Consider the following 22,385-nt stretch of genomic DNA (forward strand, 5'->3'; position numbering starts at 1 on the left):
TGCCGGCCGGCCGGCGCCGCGGCGCGGGCTCGGCGTCGGCGGCCGCGTCGTCGTCGACCTCGTCCTCGCCGGCCTGGTCCTCGTCGCGCTCGTCGTAGGCCTCGTACTCGGCCCCGTGGTCGTCCTCGGTGTAGTCGTCCTCGGTGTGGTCGTCCAGATCGTCGTCGGCGCCGGTCCGGGTGGGCGCCGCGCCGATCGTGCCGGTGCGGTCCGCGGCCGGCTCGGCTTCGTGCTGCGGCGTCGTGGTCGTCGGCTCGGCGGTGTCCTCGACGTCCAGCGTGCCGGACATCGACTCGCGCTCGGGCTCGGTCTCCGGGGCCTGCCGGTTGCGCAGGCCGGCCACCCGCGGGCGGCGGACCGGCGGCACCTGCCCCGCGGAGGGGGGCGGGCGGCGGCGAGACGGTGGCACGGCTGCGGTCCTTTCGCTACTGGGGCTGGGCGTACGGCACCGGGCCGAGGTTCTCGAGCTTCCAGCCGTCCTTGGTGCGCGTGAGCGTCGCCTGGATCCGCTGGTAGGACTGCTGGGGCTTGCTGTTGCCCGTCTGCACGGTCTTCTCGATCGCGGCGATCACGGTCGCCTTGCCGGCCCGGTCGTCCAGCTCCTTCACCGCCGACGACGTGATCTTCGCCGACGTCACCGGCTTCGCGTCCTTGAGCTGCTTCTTCTTGTCCGCGTTGAGGTTCGCGATCTCGTCGTGCAGCGGGCCTGTCGTCGCGTCGGCCCAGTTCTCGAGGCCCTCGTCGAGCTTGCGGTAGTCAAGTTCGTTCATCGTGACGATCGCGGCCCGGGCCACCCGGTCCACCTCGTCGCGCTTGCCCGAGTACTCCAGGCCGTCGTCGTTCGCCGCCCGGAACCAGGCGACCCCGAACCAGACCGCGACCGCGGCCGCGGCGACCACCAGGGCGATCGACACGGACAGCGCGATGACCGGCAGCCGCGACGGCGGCCGCGCGCCCGGCTCTTCGGCCGCGGCGGGCTCGTCCACCGGCGGCTCGTCGATGGTGTCGACGCCGGTGTCGCCGGTGTCGGCGCCGGTTCCACTGTCGGCGGATGTCATGGCACTCCAGGGTAGGTACGGCCGGCGCCACCCGGGTCAGCGGGGCAGACCGAGCAGCTCCGGGAAGCTGGCCTGGCGGGCCGACCCGGGCTCGGTCAGCGTGCCGGGCAGGCTACCCGGCCCGAAGCCGGCCTGTTGCCCGCCACCCGGAGTCGCGCCGTTCTGCTCGGGCTGCCGGGGCTCTGGCGGCTTGCCCCCGACCGGCACGTTGTTCGACCCGCGCACGTTGACCGGGCTGCCGGGCGGCTCGGCGCAGTACGTGTTCGCCAGGTTCGGCTGCGGCTTGGGCCCGGTGTCCGTGCCGTTGCGCCGCGGGTTCTGCGCGTACCCCTTGGTGCACGGCGGCGGGTTGAACAGGTTGAGGACGAGGCCGAGGTGCGCCTGCCCGGGGTCGGAGGCAAGCAGGCCCTGCCCGGCCGCGCTGAACAGCGGGTAGGAGACCAGCGTGTACTCCACGCCGTCCTTGCGTGCCCCGACGATGTCCGACACCGTCAGCAGGTTCGCGAACAGCTGGGACAGGCCCGGCCCCGACTCGCGGAGCAGGTTCGTGACCTCGGTGGCCGCTCCCGGGGTCGCCGAGATCAGCCGGCGCAGGTCCGGGTCGGACTTGCGCAGCTGCTGGGCCAGCAGGTTCAGGTCGCCGGCGAAGGAGGAGATGTTGTCCGACTGCGCGGCCTGCGTGTCGAGCACGGTGCCGCCGTCGTCGATCAGCGAGACCGTCTGCGGCAGGTGGTCGGTGGCCGCCGCGGTGAACTCCGACGTGGTGTCCAGCAGCACCTGCAGGTCGTCGCCGGTGCCGGAGAACGCCTTGTCCAGCTCGTCCACCAGGGTGCGCAGCGACTCGGTCGGCACCGAGCTCGCCAGGCTGTCCAGGTCGCGGATGACCGCGTCGGTGGCGACCGGCGTCTTCGTCCGGTCCGCGGCGATCACCGAGCCGGCGTCGAGGAACGGGCCGCCGTTCTGACGCGGCCGCAGGTCGACGTACTGCTCGCCGACGGCGGACCGGTTGGCCACGACGGCGTCCAGGTCGGCCGGGATGTCCGGCGCGTCCGGGTCGATGTCGAGGTCGACCTGCAGGCCGTCGTGGGTCAGCCGGATGTCGCCGACCCGGCCCACGTTGTAGCCGCGGTAGGTGACCTCGGCGTTGGTGAAGATGCCGCCGGACTCGTTCAGGTTCAGCCGCACCGTGTAGCCCTCGGCGCCGAACACCTTGCCCAGGTCGGTGAACCGGAACAACGCGTACACGACGGCGACCACCGCGATCACGACGAACGCGATCAGCTGCAGGCGCACTCGCTTCGTGAGCATCAGCCACCACCCCCCAGGATCCCGTCGAGGATGCCGGCCAGCCCGCCTTGCGAGGCGCCCGGCTGCTGGCTGCCCGGCAGCAGCTGCCCGCCCGCGTCGCCCGGCTTGCCGCCCACCACGTCGCCGAGGATCGGGACGTTCTGCAGTGGGCTCCGCCGGCTGCGGGACAGGTTGTCGACGATGTCCTGCAGGTTCAGGTCGATCTTCGCGTACAGGTTGAAGTAGTCGCCCCGCACGCCGTTCATCGCCTCGTCGGTGAACGGGATCGTGAACAGGATCTCGAGCGACTTGGGCAGGTCCGCGCCCGCCTCGGCGAGCTTCGACAGCGCCGGCGTGAGCGCCTTGAGGTCGGCCACCACGTCGGCCTGGCTCTCGTCGACCGTGCGGATCGCCACGTCGGACAGGGACTGCAGGCTCTGCAGCATCCGCACCAGCTGCGAACGCTGGTCGGTCAGCACCTTCAGGCCCGGGCCGAGGCTGTCGATCGCGCCGGCGAGCTTGTCCTTCTCCTTGTCGAGCGTGCCGGCGAGCCGGTTGACGCCGTCGATGGCGCGCGTGATGTCCGACTTGCTCTCGTCCAAAGTGGTCACCAGGTGGTCGACGCTGCCCAGCGTGCGGCGGATGTCCGCCTCGTTGCCGGTGAGCGCCGCGTTCATCTCCTGGGAGATGTTCTGCAGCTGCTCGATGCCGCCGCCGTTGAGCAGCATCGACAGCGCACCGAGCACCTCCTCGATGTCGGTGTTGCGGTTCGTCCGCTCGATCGGGATCAGCGCGCCGTCGGCGAGCTTGCCGGTCGCCTCGCTCGGCGGGGGCGGCGACAGCTCGATGTACTTCTCGCCGAGCAGGCTCGACTGGCGCAGCATGGCGAGCGCGTTGTCGGGCAGGTCGACATCGCCGTTGAGGAGCATCGTCACCTCGGCGGTCCAGCCGTCCGGGGCGAGGTGGATGTCCTCGACGCGGCCGACCGGCACCTCGTTGACCTTCACCCCGGACTGCGGCACGAGGTCCAGCACGTCCTTGAAGCGGGCCTTGACCGTGAACGGGTGGTCGCCGACGTCCGCGCCGCCGGGCAGCGGGATGTCGTAGATGCCGGTGAACGAGCTGCAGCCGGACGTGACCACGGCCGCGGCGAGGAGAGCGAGCACGAGCTTGCGCATCAGCGGCCCCCTCCCGTGTAGCCGGAGAGGTTGTCCATCGGCAGCGCGACCGGCGGCAGCTTGCCCTGCTGCAGTGCGGTCAGCACCTCGGCCGGCGTCGGCAGCGGCGCGGCCTTCTTCAGCAGCGGCGCGAGCTCGTCGCACGTGTCGGCGAGGAACTGCGGCAGGTTGTTCGGCGTGCCCTGGCGGATCATGTTGCAGACGGTCACGATCGGCGGCTGGGCCAGCTCGTTGAGGTCCGCGCGGGCGTCGAGCGTGCCGGACGAGCCGTTGTAGGCGTTGATGATGTTCGACAGCGCGACCGGCGCGACGTCGAGCACCTCGGCCAGCGCGGCCCGCTGGTCGACGAGCACGTGGGTCACCGACGCCAGCTTGTCCACATTGGACTTCAGGTGGCCGCGGTTGTCGTCGATGAACTTCTGCACCGCGCCGAGGGCGATGCCGAGCTGCCGCACCGCGGCGGCGAGGTCGCCACGCTCGTCGGCGAGGAAGCGGCTGACGTCCGCGGCCTGCTCGTTGAACTGGTTGACCGCGTCGTCGCTGTCGGCCAGCGCGGAGGTGAACTTCTGCAGGTTGTCGACGGTCGCGAACAGGTCCTTGTCGCTGCCGGACAGCGTCTCCCCCAGCCGGCCAAGCGAGGTGATCGTGTCGTTGAGTGCCTTGCCGTTGCCCTTGGTGTTCTTCGCGAGCGTGTCGAGCAGATCCGAGAGCGCGCCGTTCTTGTTGGCACCGTTGGGTCCGAGCGTGGTGCTGACCCGGTTGAGGCTCGCGTAGAGGTCGTCGACCTCGAGCGGGGTGGCGGTCCGCTCGCGCGGCAGGACGGTGCCCTCGGCCATTGCCGGGCCGCCGGTGTAGGCCGGGCTGAACTGCACGTACCGGTCGCTGACCAGCGAGGGCGCCACGATCACGGCCTTCGCGTTCGACGGGATCTTGACGTCTCGGTCGACCAGCATCGCCACGCGCACGAGGTCGCCCTGGGGCTCGACGGAGTCGACGTGGCCGACCTTGACGCCGAGCACCCGCACGTCGTTGTCCTCGTACAGGCCGACGACGCCGGTGAACACCGCCGTGTAGCGGCGCTGGTTCGCGTCGATCAGGAGCCACCACAGCACGAAGCCCACCACCAGCGCCAGCACGACGGCGATGGTGACGCCCCGGGCGAGATCCCGCCCGAACCGGGTACGAGTGGTCATGGATGACCCCCTTCCCAACCGCACCCAAGGGGATCGGGACGCAACCCGGCCACAAGTACGTGCTTGACCGGACTGCACCGACTCAAGGTGACCACAAGGGTGAATTCCGGGGCGGCGGTCACGGTTTCTTCCCCAAACAGCCCTCTTCGTTCAACGGGCCCAGCGGCGGCGGCAGGAGGCCGCAGATGTAGTTGTCGAACCAGCGGCCGTTGCCGATGGCGTTGTTGAACAGCCGCACGAACGGCGCCATGTTCTTGATGCCGCGGCCGAGCGCGTCCTGGTTGCGCGCCAGCATGCCGGTGAGCTGGTCGAGGCTCGTCAGCACCGGCTTGAGCTGCTTGCTGTTGTCGTCCACCAGGCCCTTGAGCTCGGTGGCCAGCGTCTTGGTGCCGGACAGCAGCGTGGCGATCGCGTCCCGGCGCTTGCCGACCTCCTCGAGCAGCAGGTTGCCGTCCTGGAGCAGCTTGACGACCTGGGCGTCGCGGTCGGCCAGCGTCTGGCTGATGTCGCGGGTGTTGTCGAGCAGCTGGGCGAGCTCGTCGTCCCGCGAGGAGATCGTCTTCGACAGCGACTGCAGGCCGGTCAGCGCGCCGCGCACGTCGTCCGGCGTGTCGGCGAACGTGTGCGAGATGACCTCGAAGCTCTGCGCCAGCTGGGCGGTGTCGATCTGGTTCGTGGTCTCGGCGAGCCCGCGGAACGCCTCGAGCACGTCGTAGGGCGCGGTCGTGCGGTCGCGCGGGATGCGCTCGGACGGGTCGAGCACGTCGCGGCCGTCCGGCTCGAGCGCCAGGTACTTCTGCCCCAGCACCGTCTTGATCTTGATGGCGGCCGAGGTCCTGTCCCCGACCCAGGCGTCCTTGACCTTGAACGTGACGACCACCCGGTCACCCTCGAGCTCCACATCGGACACCTTGCCGACCTTGACGCCGGCGATGCGCACCTCGTCGTCCGGCTCGAGGCCGGCCGCCTCGGAGAACTCCGCGCTGTAGCTCGTGCCGCCACCGATGATCGGCAGGTCGTCGGAGAACATCGCGACGGTGAACGCGAGGCCCAGCACGACGAGGCCGGCGATGCCGATCGGGATCGGGTTGCGCGAGCGGAACGACCTCATCGCGTGCACCTCGCGTGGTTCGTCTGCGTGATGGGCACGTCGATGGGCTGGGTGATGATGCCGGGGATGCCGACCGAGCCCGAGGCCGTGCACATGTAGAAGTTGAACCACGAGCCGTAGCTGACGGTGCGGGTGAGCTTGGCGGTCTTCTCCGGCAGGAACTGGATGAAGTGCTCCACCACATCCTCGCTGTCGTTCAGGTTGTTCGTCAGCCGGCCGAGCGCGGCGATGTCCTTCTTCAGCGGCGCGCGTGCCTCGGTGAGCAAACCGGACGTGGTGTCGGCGAGGCCGCCGAGCGCGTCGATCGCGTCGCCGATCGGCTTGCGGTCCTGCGCGAGCCCGGACACCAGCTGCTGGACCTGGACGATGAGGTTCGACAGCTTGTCGCCGCGGGCGTTGATCGTCTCCAGCGCGCCGTTGAGGTTGTCGATCACCTGCCCGATCACCTGGTCCTTGTCGGCGATCGCGGACGTCAGCGACGCGGTGTGGGCGAGCAGCGACTCGACCGTGCCGCCCTCCCCCTGCAGGACCTGGATGATCTCGTAGGACAGCTGGTTCACGTCGTTCGGCGACAGCGCGCGGAACAGCGGCTTGAACCCGTTGAACAGCTCGGTGAGATCGAGTGCCGGGCGGGTGCGCTCGAGCGGGATCTCCTGGCCGGCGTCGAGGACGTCGTTCGGGTTCCCGTCGGTGCCCTCGGTCAGCGAGATGTAGCGCTGGCCGACGAGGTTGCGGAACTTGATCTGCGCGTTGACGTTCGCCGGCAGCTTCTTGTTCGCGCTCACCGAGAACGTGACCTCGGCCTGCTTGCGGTCGACGATGCCGACGTCCTCGACCTGGCCCACGCGCACGCCGGCGATGCGCACGTCGTCGCCGGGCAGCAGCAGCGTCGCGTCGGTGAAGCGGGCCTTGTACGTGTTGGTGGAGCTGAGGTCCAGGTTCGCGATGCTGATCGCCAGGATGGCCGTCGCGGTCACCGTGACCACGGCGAAGACGATCAGCTTCAGCAGCGATGCGGCGATGCTCCTCACTTGAACGTCACCTCCGCCCCGCGGTAGAGCGGGCCGACGAGCAGGCTCGCCCAGCCGGGCACCTGCTGCGGCTGCACGTCGAGGCTCGGCGCGAGCAGCTGCGCGAGGAAGTCACGCTCGGCCGGCGAGTTCGGCAGGGCACCCGGCGCGTCCGCGCTGGACGGGGACGTGTTGCCGGGCGGCAGAATCCCGTCCTGCGCCGAGCGGTTCGCCGGTCCGTGCGACGTGCCGTCCTGCAGCTCGCCGTCCGGCGGTTGGTCGGGGAACGGGTCGCCCATCTGCTTCGGGTCGTAGCAGCGGGGGCCGCGGTGCTCGTTGAACTCCGGGTCGTCCACACCGGGCTCGTACGGTCCCTTGTCGACGACGACCTCGATGGTCGCGTGCAGGCCCGGCTGGTTGGTGCCCTTGCCGAACACCGGGCCGGACGCGTCCACGAGCGAGGACATCTGCTTGAGGAAACACGGGTAGGACGGCGAGTACCTGGCGAGCAGCTCGAGCGTGTCGCGGGAGCTGTCGGACAGCCGGATGAGGTTGTCGGAGTTGGCGCGCAGGAAGGACTCCAGGTTCGCGCTGGTGTTGGTCACCTCGGCGAACAGCGCCTGCAGGTTCGACTTCTGCTCGGCGATCGTCTTCGAGGTCACGGTCAGGGCCGACAGCGCGTCGACGAAGTCCGGGATCGCCTCGGTGTAGGTGTCGCTGACGTCGACGAGCGCGTTGAGGTCGTGGGTCAGCTGCGGCACGTGCGGGTTGAACTCCTTCACGAGCTTGCCGAGGTCGACGAGCGTCTGGCCGAGCTTCTGGCCGCGGCCCTCGAGCGCGGTGGAGATCGCGGTCAGCGTGGTGGACAGCTTCTCCGGCTGGACGGCCTGCAGGACCGGCAGCAGGTGGTCGAGCGCCTGGGAGAGCTCGACCGCGGGCGCGGACTTGTCCTGCTCGATGCGGTCGCCCGTTTCGAGGTGCCGCGGGTCGGGGCTCTGCGGGATCTGCAGCGCCACGTACCGGTCGCCGAACAGCGTCTTGGGGATGAACCGGGCGGAGACGTTGCGCGGGATCACGTCGACCTTGTCCGGGTCGAGCGCGAGCTCGAGCTCGGAGCCCCGCGCGGTCGGGGTGATCTCGCGGATCTCGCCGACGATCAGCCCGCGCACCTTCACGTCGCCGTGCGGTTGCAGCTGGTTGCCGAGCTTGTCGGTGGTCAGCGAGACCTGCACGACCGGCGTGAAGGCCTTGTTGTACAACGCGATCGACAGGCTCACCAGCGCGGCGATCACGATGATGAACCCGATGCCGAGTAGCCGGCGCCGGACCGTGGCCATGGTCGAACCCCGACTCATCCGCCAATCCTCACGGTCACGGTGGTGCCCCAGACGGCGAAGCCGATGAAGAAGTTCAGCAGCGCCGCGGTGACGATCGTCGTCCGCACCGAGCGGCCGACCGCCACGCCCACGCCGGCCGGGCCGCCGCTCGCGCGGTAGCCGTAGTAGCAGTGCACGAGGATGATCACCACGCTGAAGATCAGCACCTTGCCGAAGGACCAGAACACGTCCTGCGGCGGTAGGAACAGGTTGAAGTAGTGGTCGTAGGTGCCCGCCGACTGCCCGTAGAAGTAGACGACGATCGTCCGGGACGCGAGGTAGCTCGCCAGCAGGCCGATGATGTAGAGCGGGATCACCGCGATGAACCCGGCGATGATCCGCGTGGTCACCAGGAAAGGCAGGCTCGGCACGCCCATCACCTCGAGCGCGTCGATCTCCTCGGAGATGCGCATGGCGCCGAGCTGCGCGGTGAACCCCGCGCCGACCGTCGCGGACAGCGCCAGCCCGGCGACGAGCGGCGCGACCTCACGGGTGTTGATGTACGCCGAGGCGAAGCCGGAGAACGCGGCCGTGCCGATCTGGTCCAGCGCCGCGTATCCCTGCAGGCCGACGACCGTGCCGGTGAACACGGTCATGCCGACCATCACGCCGATCGTGCCGCCGATGACCGCGAGCGCACCCGAGCCGAAGCTGACCTCGGCCAGGATCCGCATCGTCTCCTTGAGGTAGCGGCGCAGCGTGCGCGGGATCCACGCGAGCGCGCGGATGTAGAACGACAGCTGGTCGCCGAGCTTGTCGAGCATGCCGAGCGGGGCCTGTGCCGCCCGCCGGGCCGTGTCGGAGAAGGTGGCCATCGATCAGCTCCCCTTCTGCGGCACGATCGTCAGGTACACGGCCGTGAGCACGAAGTTGACGAAGAACAGCAGCAGGAACGTGATCACCACGGACTGGTTCACCGCGTCGCCGACGCCCTTCGGACCGCCCTTGGGGTTCAGCCCGCGATAGGCGGCGACGACGCCCGCGATGAAGCCGTAGATCAGCGCCTTGATCTCGCTGATCCACAGGTCCGGCAGCTGCGCCAGCGCGGAGAAGCTCGCCAGGTACGCGCCCGGGGTGCCACCCTGCAGCACGACGTTGAAGAAGTAGCTGCCGAGCACGCCGACGACCGATACGAGGCCGTTGAGCAGGACCGCGATCAGCATGGCCGCGAGCACGCGCGGCACGACCAGTCGCTGCACCGGGTTGACGCCTAGGACCTCCATGGCGTCGATCTCCTCGCGGATGGTGCGCGCGCCGAGATCGGCGCAGATCGCCGAGCCGCCGGCGCCGGCCACCATCAGCGCGGTCACCAGCGGGGCGGCCTGCTGGATGATCGCCAGCACCGCGGCGGCGCCGGTGAACGACTGCGCGCCCAGCTGGACGATCAGGCTGCCCAGCTGCAGCGCGATGACCGCACCGAACGGGATCGACACGAGCGCGGTCGGCAGGATCGTGACGCTCGCGATGAACCAGCACTGCTGGATGAACTCGCGGACCTGGAAGGGCCGGCGGAACGTGTTGACGATGACGTCCAGGGCCAGGGCGAACAGCCTGCCGGTCTCCCGCAAGGCCCCGGCACCCGGAAAAGTCGGCGCCGCTGTCCGAGATGTCATGCACGCTCTCCGGAGCCGGCGGGTGGATCGGTTCGCCAGTCGGACTTCGGCAGGCTGGCGACGTCCTCGTGCAGGTCGCCCGTCGCGCTCTCCCACTCGTTGCCGCGTGGATGCGGGCTGGGACGGAACGCGCCGGTCGTGGCGAACCGCCTGCTGCGCACGTGGTACCGCTCGCGTTCCTCGGGAGTCAGCGAGTCGATGATGCCGTCCTGAGCCTCGCGCGGGAGCGTGTCGATGATCGACATGACCCGGTCCTTGCGGCGGCGCACGCCCTGGCGCTCGGGCAGCCCGGGCGTCGGCTCGATCTGCGGGACCACGCCGCGCACGTCGTCGGTGCCGCCGTCGTGGTGGCCGGCGTCCACCTGGGCCTGCTCGGCCTCCATGGTCGCCTGGTCCTTCTCCTCGCTCATGCCGATCGGGCCGATGCGGCTGCCGTTGAGGAACTGCTTGACCACCGGCTCCTCGCTGGTGAGCAGGACCTCGCGCGGGCCGAACATGACGAGCTCGCGGCGGAACAGCATGCCGATGTTGTCCGGCACGGTCCGGGCAAGGTTGATGTTGTGCGACACGATCAGGATCGTGGCGTCGATCTGCGCGTTGAGGTCGATCAGCAGCTGCGAGATGTAGGACGTGCGGACCGGGTCGAGGCCGGAGTCCGGCTCGTCGCACAGGATGATCTCGGGGTCCAGCACGAGCGCGCGGGCGAGCCCGGCGCGCTTGCGCATGCCGCCGGAGATCTCGCCGGGCAGTTTCTTCTCCGCCCCGGCGAGGCCGGTCATGTCGAGCTTCTCGAAGACGATCTTGCGGATCTCCGCCTCGGACTTCTTCGTATGCTCGCGCAGCGGGAAGGCCACGTTGTCGTAGAGGTTCATCGAGCCGAACAGCGCGCCGTCCTGGAAGAGCACGCCGAAGAGCTTGCGGATCTCGTAGAGCTTGTGCTCCGAGCACGTGACGATGTCGACGCCGTTGATCACGCAGCTGCCGCGGTCCGGCTTGAGCAAGCCGATCATGGACTTGAGGAACACCGACTTGCCGGTGCCCGACGGGCCGAGCATCACGCTGACCTCGCCGGGCGGCAGCGTGAGCGTGACGTCCCGCCAGATGGTCTGCCGGCCGAAGGACTTCGTCAGGCCTTCGACGACCACCTCGGCGCCCATCGAACCTCCTGCAACATGGGTTTCATCCAGGTGCAACGAACGGGCGGCTCGTGGGTTACTACCGAGTCACGTCTCCGGTTCGCAAAAGGCGTCAGGGCCGGCACCATGTCGGTACCGGCCCTGACGGACGCTCAGCGTGCGGTCGTCACTTGAGGGAGACGGACGCGCCCGCGGCCTCCAGCTTCTCCTTGGCGGCCTCGGCGGCCTCCTTGGCGACCTTCTCCAGGACGGGCTTCGGAGCGGCCTCGACCAGCTCCTTGGCCTCCTTCAGGCCCAGGCCGGAGACGACCTCGCGAACGACCTTGATGACCTGGATCTTCTTCTCACCGGCCGACTCGAGGACGACGTCGAACTCGTCCTGCTCCTCCGGCGCGGCGGCCTCGCCACCACCGGCGACGGCGCCCGGGGCGGCCATGGCCACGGGGGCGGCGGCGGTGACGTCGAAGGTCTCCTCGAACTGCTTCACGAAGTCCGAGAGCTCGAGGAGCGTCATCTCCTTGAACGCGTCGAGCAGCTCGTCGGTGCTCAGCTTCGCCATGACGGCGTTTCCTTTCTGGAATGAGTGCAATTCGGACCAGCCCGGCGGTCGGAGCCTTGCCACGGCGACCGACCCTCTCAGCGGAGTCCGGGGCGACGTCTGAATTGCGTTCAGTTGGGTTTCTCAGCTCTCGGCGGGGCTCGCCTGCTCGGCTGACGCCTTCTTGTCCTGCAGTGCCGCGGCCAGGCGGGCGACCTGCGAGGCGGGCGCGGCGAAGAGGCCGGCCGCCTTCGTGAGGTTGCCCTTCATGGCGCCCGCCAGCTTGGCGAGCAGCACCTCGCGGGAGTCGAGGTCGGCGATCTTCTCGACCTCGTCGACCGTGAGCGGGCGGCCGTCCATGTAGCCGCCCTTGATGACCAGGCCCTTGTGCTCCTTGGCGAACTCACGCAGGGCCTTGGCGGCGTCGACCGGCTCGCCCTCGACGAACGCGATCGCGGTCGGGCCGACGAACAGGGACTCCAGCCCCTGGATCTCAGCCTTCTCGGCGGCGCGCTTGACGAGGGTGTTCTTCGCGACCCGGTAGGTCGCGCCCGTGCCGAGAGCGCGACGCAGGGTCGTCAGCTGGGACACGGTGAGACCGCTGTACTCGGTGACAACGGCAGCCGAGCTGTTGCGGAACTTGTCCGCGATCTCAGCGACGGCCTCGACCTTGTCTGCCTTCGCCATGGTCGCCTCCTCTCGTGGCAGATCCGAATGTGGCTGACCGCCGGAGAAGACCCGTGGAGACGACGAACGCCCCGGCGCAGCAGCACGGGGCGTCAGGGCGCGGGAACGCGCTCGAACCTCGTTCTCCTGCGCGGGCCGCCCGCCGTTCGCGGGGCCTTCGTCCGTACCGTCTCCACAAGGAAGCCGGCAACGGAGACCAGCGGTCTTCGGTAGAACCGCTGACCAGGATACGGGGTGGTCTCCCGGCACCGTCCAGCGCCTCCCCCCATGACCTTCCGCGACCGCGCGCGCACGGCATGATGGAGGTCGTGGCCGACAACGAGCACCCACCACCGGGCCAATCCGGCCGGCCGGCGCCCGGCGATGCGGAGCGGACGCCGCCGTCCGGTACGCCCGCCGTGCCCGGCGGGCCCGCCACCTCGGGCGGCGAGTTGTCGGTCCGGCCGCCGAACGAGCCCACGGCCATCGATCCCGAGGCCGTCCGCCAGTTCCAGCAGTTCCAGCAGTTCCAGCAGTTCCAGGAGCTGATGCGCCAGCAGAAGGAGCAGGGCTTCCCACAGGGCGACCCGCCCCCGCCCGGCTACCTGCAGCCGTGGGGCCCGCCGCCGAAGCGGCGCCCGGCCTGGCAGCGTGCGCTCCGCTCGCTCGGCGGCAAGCTGGCCACCGCGCTCATCGTGGCCGCGCTGCTCGTCGTCGGCGGCTACCTCGCGGTCGACTACTTCCTCGGCGGCCCGCCCGACCAGCCGAAGGCGAGCGAGGTCGGCGGCCAGAAGACCAAGAACACCCTGCTCTTCGAGACCAACCCGCGCGCCGCCGTGCAGAAGATCTACGACGACGTCGCGCAGGGCGAGCCGGGCAGCGCGTGCAAGCGGTTCACCCCGCAGGCGCGGGCGCAGTTCGCCGACCACCTGCACCGGTACGGCGCCTCGTGCGAGGACATCGTCGCCGCGATCCACACCGGCGTCGACGAGAAGAACATGAAGAACGAGTACGCGAACCCGAGCAAGCTCTTCTCGATCAGCCCGGAGCCGAGCGACGAGCCGGTGACGATCAGCTCGTGCGCGCTCGGCGTCGCGGGCGGGCCGCCGCTCGGCAAGTTCACCGTGGACAAGATCCCGGGCTCGCAGGAGGGCCAGTACATCGTGACCGCGCACCAGGCCGAGCCGGACGGCTGCGCCGGCGTCCCGACCGCTCCGGCGACAAGCTGAATAGGCCGGTCAACACACATTCGGAAATCGCGCCACCCGACGAAAGTCGGGAAAGAGTACAGGCCGATCTACCCGTCAGTAACAATTTCCCGCACCTCTTCTCGCCCCGCCAGCGCCGACATATCCGCTGGTCAGCGCGGTCGCCTGGGCAACTTCGACCCTACGATCGGCGGGGTCGAAAATTCGCTGACCTGCACCTAACGTGAACCGAGGTTCACACCTGTCCGTATCTATGGGTGGCCCCATTCGTACGAATGCAAAGCCAAGGAGGTCGGGGAGTTGGGCGCCAAACATCGAGGCGTATCGAAAAAGAAGGCGTTGTTCGCCGGTGCCGGCGCGATAGCGCTCGCGGCACTGGCCGTGACGTTGCCGCAGGCCTACGCGTCGGACGACCAGTCCGCGCCGCAGGTCACCGCGGAGACGCTGCAGGACGGCCAGGACATGCTGTGGGACGAGGCCCGGATGCCGGGCACCGCCTGGTCGGTCAACCCGGAGACGAACCAGATCGAGGTCCTTGCCGACAGCACGATCGACCAGCAGGAATGGAACCAGCTCCAGTCCACTGTGGACTCCATGGGCGACAACGTGGCGACGCTGAAGCGCACGTCCGGTGAGTTCCAGCTCTTCGTGGCCGGCGGCGACGCGATCTTCGCCGACGGTGCCCGCTGCTCGCTGGGCTTCAACGTCACGACGTCGGACGGAGCTCCGGCGTTCCTGACCGCGGGCCACTGCGGTGTCGCGTTCGACCAGTGGTCGGACAGCCAGGGCGGTGCGCCCATCGCCACCGTTTCGCAGGCGACGTTCCCGGGCGACGGTGACTTCTCGCTGGTCACCTACGACGACCCGGCGACGCAGGCGCCGAGCACGGTCAACACCGATCAGGGCGAGGTGGCGATCACCGGTGCGGGCGAGGCCCAGGAGGGCATGCAGGTCTTCCGCATGGGCAGCACGACGGGTCTGCACGACGGGACGGTCACCGGCCTGAACGCCACCGTGACCTACCCGGAGGGCACCGTCACGGGCCTGATCCAGACCGACGTGTGCGCCGAGCCCGGCGACAGTGGCGGCTCGCTGTTCACCCAGGACGGCCAGGCCATCGGCCTGACCTCCGGCGGCAGCGGCGACTGCACCAACGGCGGCGAGACGTTCTTCCAGCCGGTCACCACCGCGCTGGCTGCGACGGGCGCCACCATCGGCGGCTGATCATCGGCTGATCCCACCCACAGGGAGATAAGAACGGCGCCCCCGGGTTTCCCGGGGGCGCCGTTCTTGGCTAGTCCCGACCAGCGGCAACCTCAGGGGACGTGGCGCAAGCCAGCCACCGACAACCCGAAAACCGCCAGATGCGTCGAAACGCACGCGACACTTTGAATTACGAGGAGGCGGACAAGTCGTCGGCCAGCATGTTGCGGGTGCGGGCCGGGTCCACCGGGATGCCGGGGCCCATGGTCGTGGAGAAGGTGACCTTCTTCAGGTACCGGCCCTTGGCCGCGGACGGCTTGGCCCGCAGGACCTCGTCCAGCGCGGCCGCGTAGTTCTCGACCAGCTTGTCCGAGTCGAAGGACGCCTTGCCGATCACCAGGTGGAGGTTGGACTGCTTGTCCACCCGGAAGTTGATCTTGCCGCCCTTGATGTCGGCGACGGCCTTGGTGACGTCCGGCGTCACGGTTCCGGTCTTGGGGTTGGGCATGAGGCCACGCGGGCCGAGGATGCGGGCGATGCGGCCGACCTTCGCCATCTGGTCGGGGGTCGCGATCGCCGCGTCGAAGTCGAGCCAGCCACCCTGAATGCGCTCGATCAGGTCCTCGGCGCCGACCTCGTCCGCACCGGCGGCGACGGCCTCGTTGGCCTTGTCACCGGTGGCGAACACGATCACGCGCGCGGTCTTGCCGGTGCCGTGCGGCAGGTTCACCGTGCCGCGCACCATCTGGTCGGCCTTGCGGGGGTCGACACCCAGCCGGATCGCGACCTCGACGGTCGCGTCCATCTTGACCTTGGAGGTCTCCTTGGCGAGCTTCGCCGCCTCGAGCGGCGAGTACAGCCGCTCGCGGTCGACCAGCTCCGCTGCCTGACGGTAGGCCTTGCTGTGCTTTGCCATCATTCGTTCCTTACGTCAGTGGTTGCGAGCCAGCACCCGGCTCTCCCACGCGTTCTGTGTCGGCGGTACCCGCGATTGTCTTGATCGACACTGCGCGGCCTGGTCGATTCGTTGCTATTCGACCGTGATGCCCATCGACCGGGCAGTGCCCGCGATTGTCCTGATCGACACTGCGCGGCCTGGTCGATTCGTTGCTATTCGACCGTGATGCCCATCGACCGGGCAGTGCCGGCGATGATCTTGGCGGCCTGGTCGATGTCGTTGGCGTTGAGGTCCGCCTTCTTCGTCTCGGCGATCTCGCGCACCTGGTCCCAGGTCACCTTGGCGACCTTGTTGCGGTGCGGCTCGCCGCTGCCCTTGTCGACGCCCGCGGCCTTGAGCAGCAGCTTCGCGGCAGGCGGGGTCTTGAGCTTGAAGTCGAACGTGCGGTCCTCGTACACGGAGATCTCGACCGGCACCACGTTGCCGCGCTGCGACTCGGTGGCGGCGTTGTAGGCCTTGCAGAACTCCATGATGTTCACGCCGTGCTGACCCAGCGCGGGACCCACCGGGGGCGCCGGGTTGGCCTGGCCTGCCGTGATCTGCAACTTGATGATCGCGGACAGCTTCTTCTTCTTGGGTGGCATTACTTTCCCTGCTTCGTGTCTCGGCAACTCGAACGATTTCTCGCTCCACAAGCTCCGCTCGGTCAGATCTTGGAGACCTGGCTGAACGACAGCTCGACCGGAGTCTCCCGGCCGAAGATCGACACCAGGACCTTCAGCTTCTGGCCGTCGGCGTTGACCTCGCTGATCGTGGCGGGGAGCGTGGCGAACGGGCCGTCCATGACGGTGACCGACTCGCCGACCTCGAAGTCCACCTCCACGACCGGGCCCTTGGCCGGCGTCGCCGCCGTCCCCTTGCCCGCCGTTGCCGGTTTGGCCTCCTCCACCTGCGGGAGGAGGAACTTGAGCACCTCGTCGATGGTCAGCGGCGACGGCTTGGACGTCGCACCCACGAAGCCGGTGACGCCCGGGGTGTTACGCACCGCGGACCACGAGGCGTCGTTTAGATCCATCCGGACGAGGATGTAACCGGGCAGCACCTTGCGCTGGACCTGCTTGCGCTGCCCGTTCTTGATCTCGGTGACCTCCTCCGTCGGCACCTCGACCTGGAAGATGTAGTCCTCCATGTCCAGGGTCTGGATTCGGGTCTCGAGGTTGGTCTTGACCTTGTTCTCGTAGCCGGCGTAGGAGTGCACGACGTACCACTCGCCGGGCGCCCGGCGAAGGGCGTCGCGCATCTCGGCGACCGGGTCGGCCTCCTCCTCGGCGCCGGCCTCGTCGACCGCGCCGTCGGCCTCGTCTGTGGTCTCGTCTGTGGTCTCGTCTGCGGTCTCGTCTGGGATCTCGTCGACGGCCTGTCCGGCCTCGTCGGCGCCGTCCGTGCTCGCGGCGTCGGCCGCGGGCTCGGCGGCCTCGGCGGCCGCGACCGCCTCCTCGTCGAACTGGTCCACGCCGCCGCTGAAGCTGGTCAGCTCCTGGCTGCCAGCAGCGCCGTTCTCGGAGCTCACTGTTCGGTCTCGCTTCCTTTCATCGATCGCGTGCCCTGTCCACTGAGCCAGGCGCACCCGGATGGGCGCGGCTCAGCCGAACAGTGCGGACACGCCCTTGGCGAGCCCGAGGTCCAGCAATGCGATCAGCGCCACCATGAAGGCCACGAAGACCAGCACGACGGCTGTGTACGTGATCATCTGCTTGCGTGTCGGCCAGATGACCTTGCGGAGCTCGGCGACGACCTCACGCAGGAAGCGGGCGGTCCGCGAGAGCAGCCCCGGCCGGGCGTCCTTGCGGTCCCGGCTAGGCGTCGGCCGTCCCTTGTGCTCGCCGCGTGCGGCCTTGGACTCGTCCTTGCCCTTACCCCGGACCTTGGCCTTGTCCGTGCCCTTGTCCCTGCGCTTGTCGGTCTTGTCCGACCCGGCCGGCTTCGACGCCGTCGACTTCTCGTCGGCCGTCGTGTCCTTCCTCGCGACAGGGCGAGCGGACGCACGGCGCTCACGCCGCGCTGCGGCGGTGACCGGACGAGAAGGGCGCTCCGGTCCCTTTTCCCGTTCCTTGTCCCGGTCGTCAACCACGCCAGTTCCTCCGCTCGATGGGTCCGCACCTTGCGTCTGACGCAGGGGTGACAGGACTTGAACCTGCAACCTGCGGTTTTGGAGACCGCTGCTCTGCCAGTTGAGCTACACCCCTTCGCGAGGCCGATCGCTCAGCCGCGCGGTCTTGGACGCATTCAACCCACCCCACTGTTCTTCGTGGGGTGAGGTCGGCAACTTCCAAGTTCAAGAGTGTACGGCAGGCGCAGACGCGGCCCGCAACCACGCCCCCGCTGGACGCACCAGTACAACACTGACCGGGCGACTGTTAATCCGATCGGCCGATCTGCGACGATTTCCGTATGGCTGACAGCACCGCCCCCAGCAAGCGTCGAGTCTCCGCCCGGATCGGTGGCATCGCCGAGTCCGCAACGCTGGCGGTGGACGCGAAGGCCAAGGCGCTCAAGGCCGCCGGCCGCCCGGTGATCGGCTTCGGCGCCGGCGAGCCGGACTTCCCGACGCCGCCCGCGATCGTCGAGGCGGCGGTCGAGGCGGCCCGCGATCCCCGCAACCACCGCTACACGCCCGCGGCCGGCCTGCCCGAGCTGCGCGAGGCGATCGCGGCGAAGACGAGGCGTGACAGCGGCTACGAGGTCGCGGCCGGTCAGGTACTCGTCACCAACGGCGGCAAGCAGGCCGTCTACCAGGCGTTCGCCACGATCATCGACCCGGGCGACGAGGTCCTGCTGCCGGCGCCGTACTGGACCACCTACCCCGAGTCGATCGCGCTGGCCGGCGGTGTGACCGTGCCGGTGCTGACCGACGAGTCGAGCGGCTACCTCGCCTCGGTCGAGCAGCTGGAGGCCGCGCGCACGCCGCGGACGAAGGCGCTGCTGTTCTGCTCGCCGTCCAACCCGACCGGCGCGGTGTACCCGCGCGAGCAGGTCGAGGCCATCGGCCGGTGGGCGGTCGAGCACGGCATCTGGGTGATCACCGACGAGATCTACGAGCACCTGACCTACGACGGCGTGACGGCCGCGTCGATGCCGGTCGTCGTGCCCGAGCTCGCGGACACCTGCATCGTGGTCAACGGCGTGGCCAAGACGTACGCGATGACCGGCTGGCGGGTGGGCTGGATGATCAGCCCGGCGGACGTCACGAAGGCGGCCGCAAACCTGCAGTCGCACCTGTCGTCGAACGTCGCAAACGTGTCGCAGCGGGCCGCGCTCGCGGCGGTGTCGGGCCCGCTGGACGCGGCGCACGAGATGCGCGAGGCGTTCGACCGCAGGCGGCGGACGATCGTGAAGCTGCTGTCGGAGATCCCCGGCATCGACGTGCCGACGCCGCAGGGCGCGTTCTACGTCTACCCGTCGGTGCGCGAGCTCCTCGGCAAGTCGATCCGCGGCTCGGTCGCGGCGACGAGCGTCGAGCTGGCCGCGCTGGTGCTCGAGCACGCGGAGGTGGCGGTGGTCCCCGGCGAGGCCTTCGGGACGCCGGGCTACTTCCGCCTGTCCTACGCCCTGGGCGACGACGACCTGACCACGGGCATCCGCCGCATGGGCGACCTCCTCCGCGAAGCTGTTCCGCCTGCCCGGGACTGAGAGGTCCGGCTGAGGCGGGTTGCTACCGCGCCGGTGCGAGGTCCTCGGCCGCGCGCATCGTGTGCCAGATGACGTCCGCCTGGACCTCGTCGGCTCGGGTCGACGCGACCACCGCCCACGGGTCGCCGGGCCGGCGTACCAGCGCGCCCACGCACGAGACACCGTCCCGGAACTGGCCGTGCTCGAGTACCGGGCGGCCCGCGGTGAGCCCGGCCAGCTCCGCCTCCAGCGAGTCCGTGTCGATCAGCGTCCGGGACGTGAACCGGCGCATGCCCTGCTCGGCCAGGTACGCCGCCCGGCCCGCGCGCGGCAGCGACGAGAGCAGCACCTTGCCGATCACCGTCGCGTGCGCGGCCACGTTCAGGCCCACCTCCAGGTCCTCCAGGTACGGCGACTTCGGGCCCTCGACGAGGTCGGTGATCAGGATCCGGCCGGACACGAAGCGGCCGAGGTACGCCGTGCGGTACGTCATCGCCGAGAGGTGGCGGAGCACCTCGTGCACCTCGGGCGGCTGGTCGAACGTCGCCTGCAGGTCGTGGAACCGGCGCGCCACCGAGGAGCCCAGCACGTACCGGCCGTCGCGGTCGCGGACGAGGTAGCCCTCGTAGGTCAGGGTGCGCACGAGGTGGTAGGTCGTCGACAGGTTGAGCCGGCAGCGCCGGGCGATCGCCTTCACCGTCAGCGGCGCGTGGCTCGCCCCGACCTCCTCGAGGATGCGCAGCGCACGCGAGACCGACCTGACGAGGTCGGAGGGCTCTTCGTCACGCATGCCTCACCGTCCCGCGTGCCCGGCACCGGAACCACCAGTTTGCGTCACCTCACACGCACCCGCCACTCGGCCGCTTTTCGCCATGTGAAAACCGCGCTCTTCCTCCCCGCCGGGCACGCTGCGAGCCTCGATGCATGGACGAGATCCCGCAGCGCTTCCTGACCGCGCTGTCCGATGTGTTCGACCCGTGCTGCCGGGAGAAGGGCATCTCGGTGGTCGACATGGGCCTGGTGCACACCGTGTCCGTGGCCGGCCGGCACGCCCGGGTCGAGCTGCTCCTCACGTCCGGCTGGTGCCCGTTCGCGGCGCGGGTGCTCACCGACGTGCGGGACCGCATCGAGCAGCTGCCCGAGATCGACTCCGCCGACATCGAGGTCGTGTGGGACACGCCGTGGACCACCGACCGGCTGTCCGACTCGGCCCGCGGCAAGCTCCGCTTCCTGCCCGACCCGGTCGCCGTCGCCGACCGGGACGCCTACATCGCCGCGCACCAACCCCGTGCTCTGGAAGGAGACCGGTCATGATCGACGACGCGTTCGTGTTCGACGGCGTGGCGCACCCGTTCAACTTCGAGGCGAAGAACGCGTTCGGCAAACCGGGCGAGATGTTCGCGAACCATCTCTACGCCTTCCACGCGACGCTCACCCCGGACGACGCGGAGACGCTGTCGGCCGAGCAGTTCCTGCGCAACTGGACCATCGAGGACATCCGCCACCAGGTCTACGAGGAGTCCGACACGGACATGCTCGTGGCCATGCCGCTACCGCTGACCGACCTGTTCGCCGACGGCCTCTCCCCGTGGGAGGAGTGCGCGGAGCTCGCCGCGCTCGACCCGGACCGCACGGTCCTGTGGGGCTCGGTGAACCCGCTGGAGGGCAAGCGGGCGCTCGACCTGATGGAGCGCCAGGTCGGCGAGTTCGGCGCGAAGGCGTTCAAGTTCTACAACGTCCGCTACGACTACGGGTCGCCGTTCCCGTGGCGGATGGACGACCCGAAGATCGCGTTCCCGGTCTTCGAGAAGGCCCAGGAGCTCGGCGTCAACCTGATCGGCGTGCACAAGGGCGTGCCGCTCGGCCCGCAGCCGATCGAGCACACGCAGACCTGGGACATGGACGGCGCGGCGGCGAACTTCCCCGACATCAACTTCGTGATCTTCCACGTCGGACTGCCGTTCCTGGACGAGACGTGCTGGCAGCTGATCCGCTACCCGAACCTGTACGCGTCGATCGCCGCGACGATCAACTTCGTCGTGCGCTCGCCGCGGATGTTCGCCGAGATCCTCGGCAAGCTGCTCTTCTGGTGCGGCGAGGACAAGATCATCTACGGTAGTGAGGCACCGCTGTTCCACCCGCAGTGGGCGCTCCGCGCGTTCATGGACTTCCAGATCCCGCAGGATCTGTGCGAGGGCTACGGCTACCCGCAGCTCACGGACACGGCGAAGCGCAAGATCCTCGGCGAGAATCTACTGCGACTGCACGGCATGGACGTGGAGACGGCCCGCGCGAAGCTCGGCCGTAGCCGCGCCTGAGAGAACCGGCCCGGTCCCCGCCGGTGGGTGGCGCCTTCCGGACTGTTCGGATGCCCGGAAGGCGTCACTCAGTGTTGGTTGCGTTTCGGCTGGACGGTGCGCGTTTAGACGCGGATGATCGCGATGGCCTTGCCCAGCACGGCCTTGCCGTCGAACCTGGCCGTGATGTCGACGCGCGCGGTGCCGTCCTCGCGCACGTCTCGCACCTTGCCGGAGAGCTCCACCAGCGCGCCGTCGGCGTCGTTCGGCACGATCACCGGGCGGATGAAGCGTGCCGTGTACTCGACGAGCCGGCCCGGGTCGCCCAGCCAGTCGGTGACGAGTCGGCCGGCGATGGCCATCGTGTACATGCCGTGCGCGATCACGCCCGGGAGGCCGACCTCGTCGGCGACCCGGTCGTTCCAGTGGATGGGGTTGAAGTCCAGGGACGCGCCCGCGTAGCGGACCAGGTCCGCCCGGCGCACCCGCAGCTCGAGCGGTGGCAGCTCGGAGCCCGCGGTGATCTTCTGCGCGGTCTCGGCCATCACTCGCCCCGCACCACGAGCTGGGCCTTCGCGGTGACCACACGCTCGCCGTCGGCCGTGTCGATGTCCGCGCGCAGGATCAGGAAGTCGTTGCCGGCGCGGGACATGATCTCGTCGATGTGCGTGGTGACCGCCAGCCGGTCACCGGCCTGCACGGGCCGCGCGTAGTCGAACGACATGTCACCGTGGACCATGCGGTCGTAGTGGAGCCCGAGGCCCTCGTCCCGCACGACGGCCTCGAGGGCGTAGGAGTTGAACAGGACCATCACGAAGGTCGGCGGGGCGATGACGTCCGGATGCCCGGCGGCCTTGGCGGCGTCGGCGTCGCGGTACATCGGCTGCGGGTCGCCGATGGCGTCCGCGAACTCCCGGATCTTCTCCCGGCCGACCTGATAGATC

General features: G+C 69.3%; 24 protein-coding genes, 1 tRNA gene and 1 pseudogene. 5 read left to right on the top strand and 21 right to left on the bottom strand.

Translation table 11 applies throughout. From position 1 onward, the window contains the following. From VH969_RS10110 to rplJ, 13 genes and pseudogenes are all read right to left on the bottom strand, one after another. Positions 1 to 409 (bottom strand): annotated as a pseudogene (locus VH969_RS10110) (hypothetical protein); the annotation flags it as partial. Positions 410 to 425: 16 nt separating this feature from the next. Then, on the bottom strand, positions 426 to 1,058 hold the full coding sequence (locus VH969_RS10115; RefSeq protein WP_331973413.1) for an Rv1363c family protein: 633 nt from the start codon (positions 1,056 to 1,058) through the stop codon (positions 426 to 428). Between the two features lie 36 nt (positions 1,059 to 1,094). Beyond that, on the bottom strand, positions 1,095 to 2,366 hold the full coding sequence (locus tag VH969_RS10120; protein ID WP_331973414.1) for an MCE family protein: 1,272 nt from the start codon (positions 2,364 to 2,366) through the stop codon (positions 1,095 to 1,097). Continuing rightward, positions 2,366 to 3,523, bottom strand: coding sequence for an MCE family protein (locus VH969_RS10125; protein ID WP_331973415.1), 1,158 nt, complete (start codon positions 3,521 to 3,523; stop codon positions 2,366 to 2,368). The genes VH969_RS10120 and VH969_RS10125 overlap by 1 nt, the downstream gene beginning before the upstream one ends. After that, on the bottom strand, positions 3,523 to 4,716 hold the full coding sequence (locus VH969_RS10130; protein ID WP_331973416.1) for an MCE family protein: 1,194 nt from the start codon (positions 4,714 to 4,716) through the stop codon (positions 3,523 to 3,525). Before VH969_RS10130 ends, VH969_RS10125 begins: the two co-directional genes overlap by 1 nt. Positions 4,717 to 4,834: 118 nt before the next feature. Further along, the gene (locus tag VH969_RS10135) at positions 4,835 to 5,827 is read right to left on the bottom strand and encodes an MCE family protein (protein WP_331973417.1); all 993 of its coding nucleotides are present in this window, start codon (positions 5,825 to 5,827) and stop codon (positions 4,835 to 4,837) included. After that, positions 5,824 to 6,858 (bottom strand): MCE family protein, encoded by a 1,035-nt coding sequence (locus VH969_RS10140; RefSeq protein ID WP_331973418.1) that lies wholly within the window; start codon positions 6,856 to 6,858, stop codon positions 5,824 to 5,826. Before VH969_RS10140 ends, VH969_RS10135 begins: the two co-directional genes overlap by 4 nt. Next, complete coding sequence (locus VH969_RS10145; RefSeq protein ID WP_331973419.1) at positions 6,855 to 8,192, bottom strand: MCE family protein; 1,338 nt, start codon at positions 8,190 to 8,192, stop codon at positions 6,855 to 6,857. Before VH969_RS10145 ends, VH969_RS10140 begins: the two co-directional genes overlap by 4 nt. Then, positions 8,189 to 9,028 (bottom strand): MlaE family ABC transporter permease, encoded by an 840-nt coding sequence (locus VH969_RS10150; RefSeq protein ID WP_331973420.1) that lies wholly within the window; start codon positions 9,026 to 9,028, stop codon positions 8,189 to 8,191. The genes VH969_RS10145 and VH969_RS10150 overlap by 4 nt, the downstream gene beginning before the upstream one ends. Before the next feature lie 3 nt (positions 9,029 to 9,031). Then, positions 9,032 to 9,826, bottom strand: coding sequence for an MlaE family ABC transporter permease (locus VH969_RS10155; protein ID WP_331973421.1), 795 nt, complete (start codon positions 9,824 to 9,826; stop codon positions 9,032 to 9,034). Further along, entirely contained in the window at positions 9,823 to 10,983 is a 1,161-nt protein-coding gene (locus VH969_RS10160) for an ABC transporter ATP-binding protein (RefSeq protein ID WP_331973422.1), read from the bottom strand. Before VH969_RS10160 ends, VH969_RS10155 begins: the two co-directional genes overlap by 4 nt. A 145-nt stretch (positions 10,984 to 11,128) precedes the next feature. After that, positions 11,129 to 11,521, bottom strand: a complete 393-nt coding sequence (gene rplL / locus VH969_RS10165) for a 50S ribosomal protein L7/L12 (protein ID WP_331973423.1) — start codon at positions 11,519 to 11,521, stop codon at positions 11,129 to 11,131. A 123-nt stretch (positions 11,522 to 11,644) separates the two neighbouring features. Beyond that, positions 11,645 to 12,187: a 50S ribosomal protein L10 gene (gene rplJ, locus VH969_RS10170; RefSeq protein WP_331973424.1), complete on the bottom strand. Its 543-nt coding sequence runs from the start codon at positions 12,185 to 12,187 to the stop codon at positions 11,645 to 11,647. A 308-nt stretch (positions 12,188 to 12,495) separates the two neighbouring features. Here rplJ and VH969_RS10175 point away from each other — a divergent pair, with 308 nt between their 5' ends. Both VH969_RS10175 and VH969_RS10180 read left to right on the top strand, forming a co-directional pair. Beyond that, positions 12,496 to 13,395, top strand: coding sequence for a hypothetical protein (locus tag VH969_RS10175; protein WP_331973425.1), 900 nt, complete (start codon positions 12,496 to 12,498; stop codon positions 13,393 to 13,395). A 318-nt stretch (positions 13,396 to 13,713) separates the two neighbouring features. Beyond that, a complete protein-coding gene (locus VH969_RS10180) occupies positions 13,714 to 14,598 on the top strand; it encodes a S1 family peptidase (protein ID WP_331973426.1) in 885 nt (294 codons plus the stop codon). Between the two features lie 169 nt (positions 14,599 to 14,767). Here the strand turns inward: VH969_RS10180 and rplA are convergent, their stop codons facing one another. From rplA to VH969_RS10205, 5 genes are all read right to left on the bottom strand, one after another. Then, complete coding sequence (gene rplA / locus VH969_RS10185; RefSeq protein ID WP_331973427.1) at positions 14,768 to 15,493, bottom strand: 50S ribosomal protein L1; 726 nt, start codon at positions 15,491 to 15,493, stop codon at positions 14,768 to 14,770. A gap of 194 nt (positions 15,494 to 15,687) precedes the next feature. Then, a complete protein-coding gene (rplK, locus tag VH969_RS10190) occupies positions 15,688 to 16,119 on the bottom strand; it encodes a 50S ribosomal protein L11 (protein ID WP_331973428.1) in 432 nt (143 codons plus the stop codon). 62 nt (positions 16,120 to 16,181) lie between these two features. Beyond that, positions 16,182 to 17,045: a transcription termination/antitermination protein NusG gene (nusG, locus tag VH969_RS10195; protein WP_331973429.1), complete on the bottom strand. Its 864-nt coding sequence runs from the start codon at positions 17,043 to 17,045 to the stop codon at positions 16,182 to 16,184. 72 nt (positions 17,046 to 17,117) lie between these two features. Beyond that, positions 17,118 to 17,606 (bottom strand): preprotein translocase subunit SecE, encoded by a 489-nt coding sequence (gene secE, locus VH969_RS10200; protein WP_331973430.1) that lies wholly within the window; start codon positions 17,604 to 17,606, stop codon positions 17,118 to 17,120. Positions 17,607 to 17,648: 42 nt separating this feature from the next. Continuing rightward, positions 17,649 to 17,721, bottom strand: a tRNA-Trp gene (locus VH969_RS10205). Positions 17,722 to 17,926: 205 nt separating this feature from the next. Here VH969_RS10205 and VH969_RS10210 point away from each other — a divergent pair. After that, a complete protein-coding gene (locus VH969_RS10210) occupies positions 17,927 to 19,165 on the top strand; it encodes a pyridoxal phosphate-dependent aminotransferase (RefSeq protein WP_331973431.1) in 1,239 nt (412 codons plus the stop codon). Between the two features lie 22 nt (positions 19,166 to 19,187). Here the strand turns inward: VH969_RS10210 and VH969_RS10215 are convergent, their stop codons facing one another. Further along, entirely contained in the window at positions 19,188 to 19,934 is a 747-nt protein-coding gene (locus VH969_RS10215) for an IclR family transcriptional regulator (RefSeq protein WP_331973432.1), read from the bottom strand. A 134-nt stretch (positions 19,935 to 20,068) separates the two neighbouring features. On the opposite strand from VH969_RS10215, the gene VH969_RS10220 reads away from it, so the two are divergent. Together VH969_RS10220 and VH969_RS10225 are read left to right on the top strand one after the other, a co-directional pair. Continuing rightward, the gene (locus tag VH969_RS10220) at positions 20,069 to 20,458 is read left to right on the top strand and encodes a metal-sulfur cluster assembly factor (protein WP_331973433.1); all 390 of its coding nucleotides are present in this window, start codon (positions 20,069 to 20,071) and stop codon (positions 20,456 to 20,458) included. Then, positions 20,455 to 21,462, top strand: coding sequence for an amidohydrolase family protein (locus VH969_RS10225; protein ID WP_331973434.1), 1,008 nt, complete (start codon positions 20,455 to 20,457; stop codon positions 21,460 to 21,462). The genes VH969_RS10220 and VH969_RS10225 overlap by 4 nt, the downstream gene beginning before the upstream one ends. 104 nt (positions 21,463 to 21,566) lie before the next feature. Here the strand turns inward: VH969_RS10225 and VH969_RS10230 are convergent, their stop codons facing one another. Together VH969_RS10230 and VH969_RS10235 are read right to left on the bottom strand one after the other, a co-directional pair. Further along, positions 21,567 to 21,986 carry a MaoC family dehydratase gene (locus VH969_RS10230; protein ID WP_331973435.1) on the bottom strand — a complete coding sequence of 140 codons (420 nt, stop codon included), beginning with the start codon at positions 21,984 to 21,986 and terminating at the stop codon, positions 21,567 to 21,569. Further along, positions 21,986 to 22,384 carry an FAS1-like dehydratase domain-containing protein gene (locus VH969_RS10235; protein ID WP_331973436.1) on the bottom strand — a complete coding sequence of 133 codons (399 nt, stop codon included), beginning with the start codon at positions 22,382 to 22,384 and terminating at the stop codon, positions 21,986 to 21,988. Before VH969_RS10235 ends, VH969_RS10230 begins: the two co-directional genes overlap by 1 nt. Position 22,385: the final 1 nt, after the last annotated feature.

Source organism: Actinophytocola sp. (assembly GCF_036555685.1).
In the GTDB taxonomy this organism is placed as follows: Bacteria; Actinomycetota; Actinomycetes; order Mycobacteriales; family Pseudonocardiaceae; genus Actinophytocola.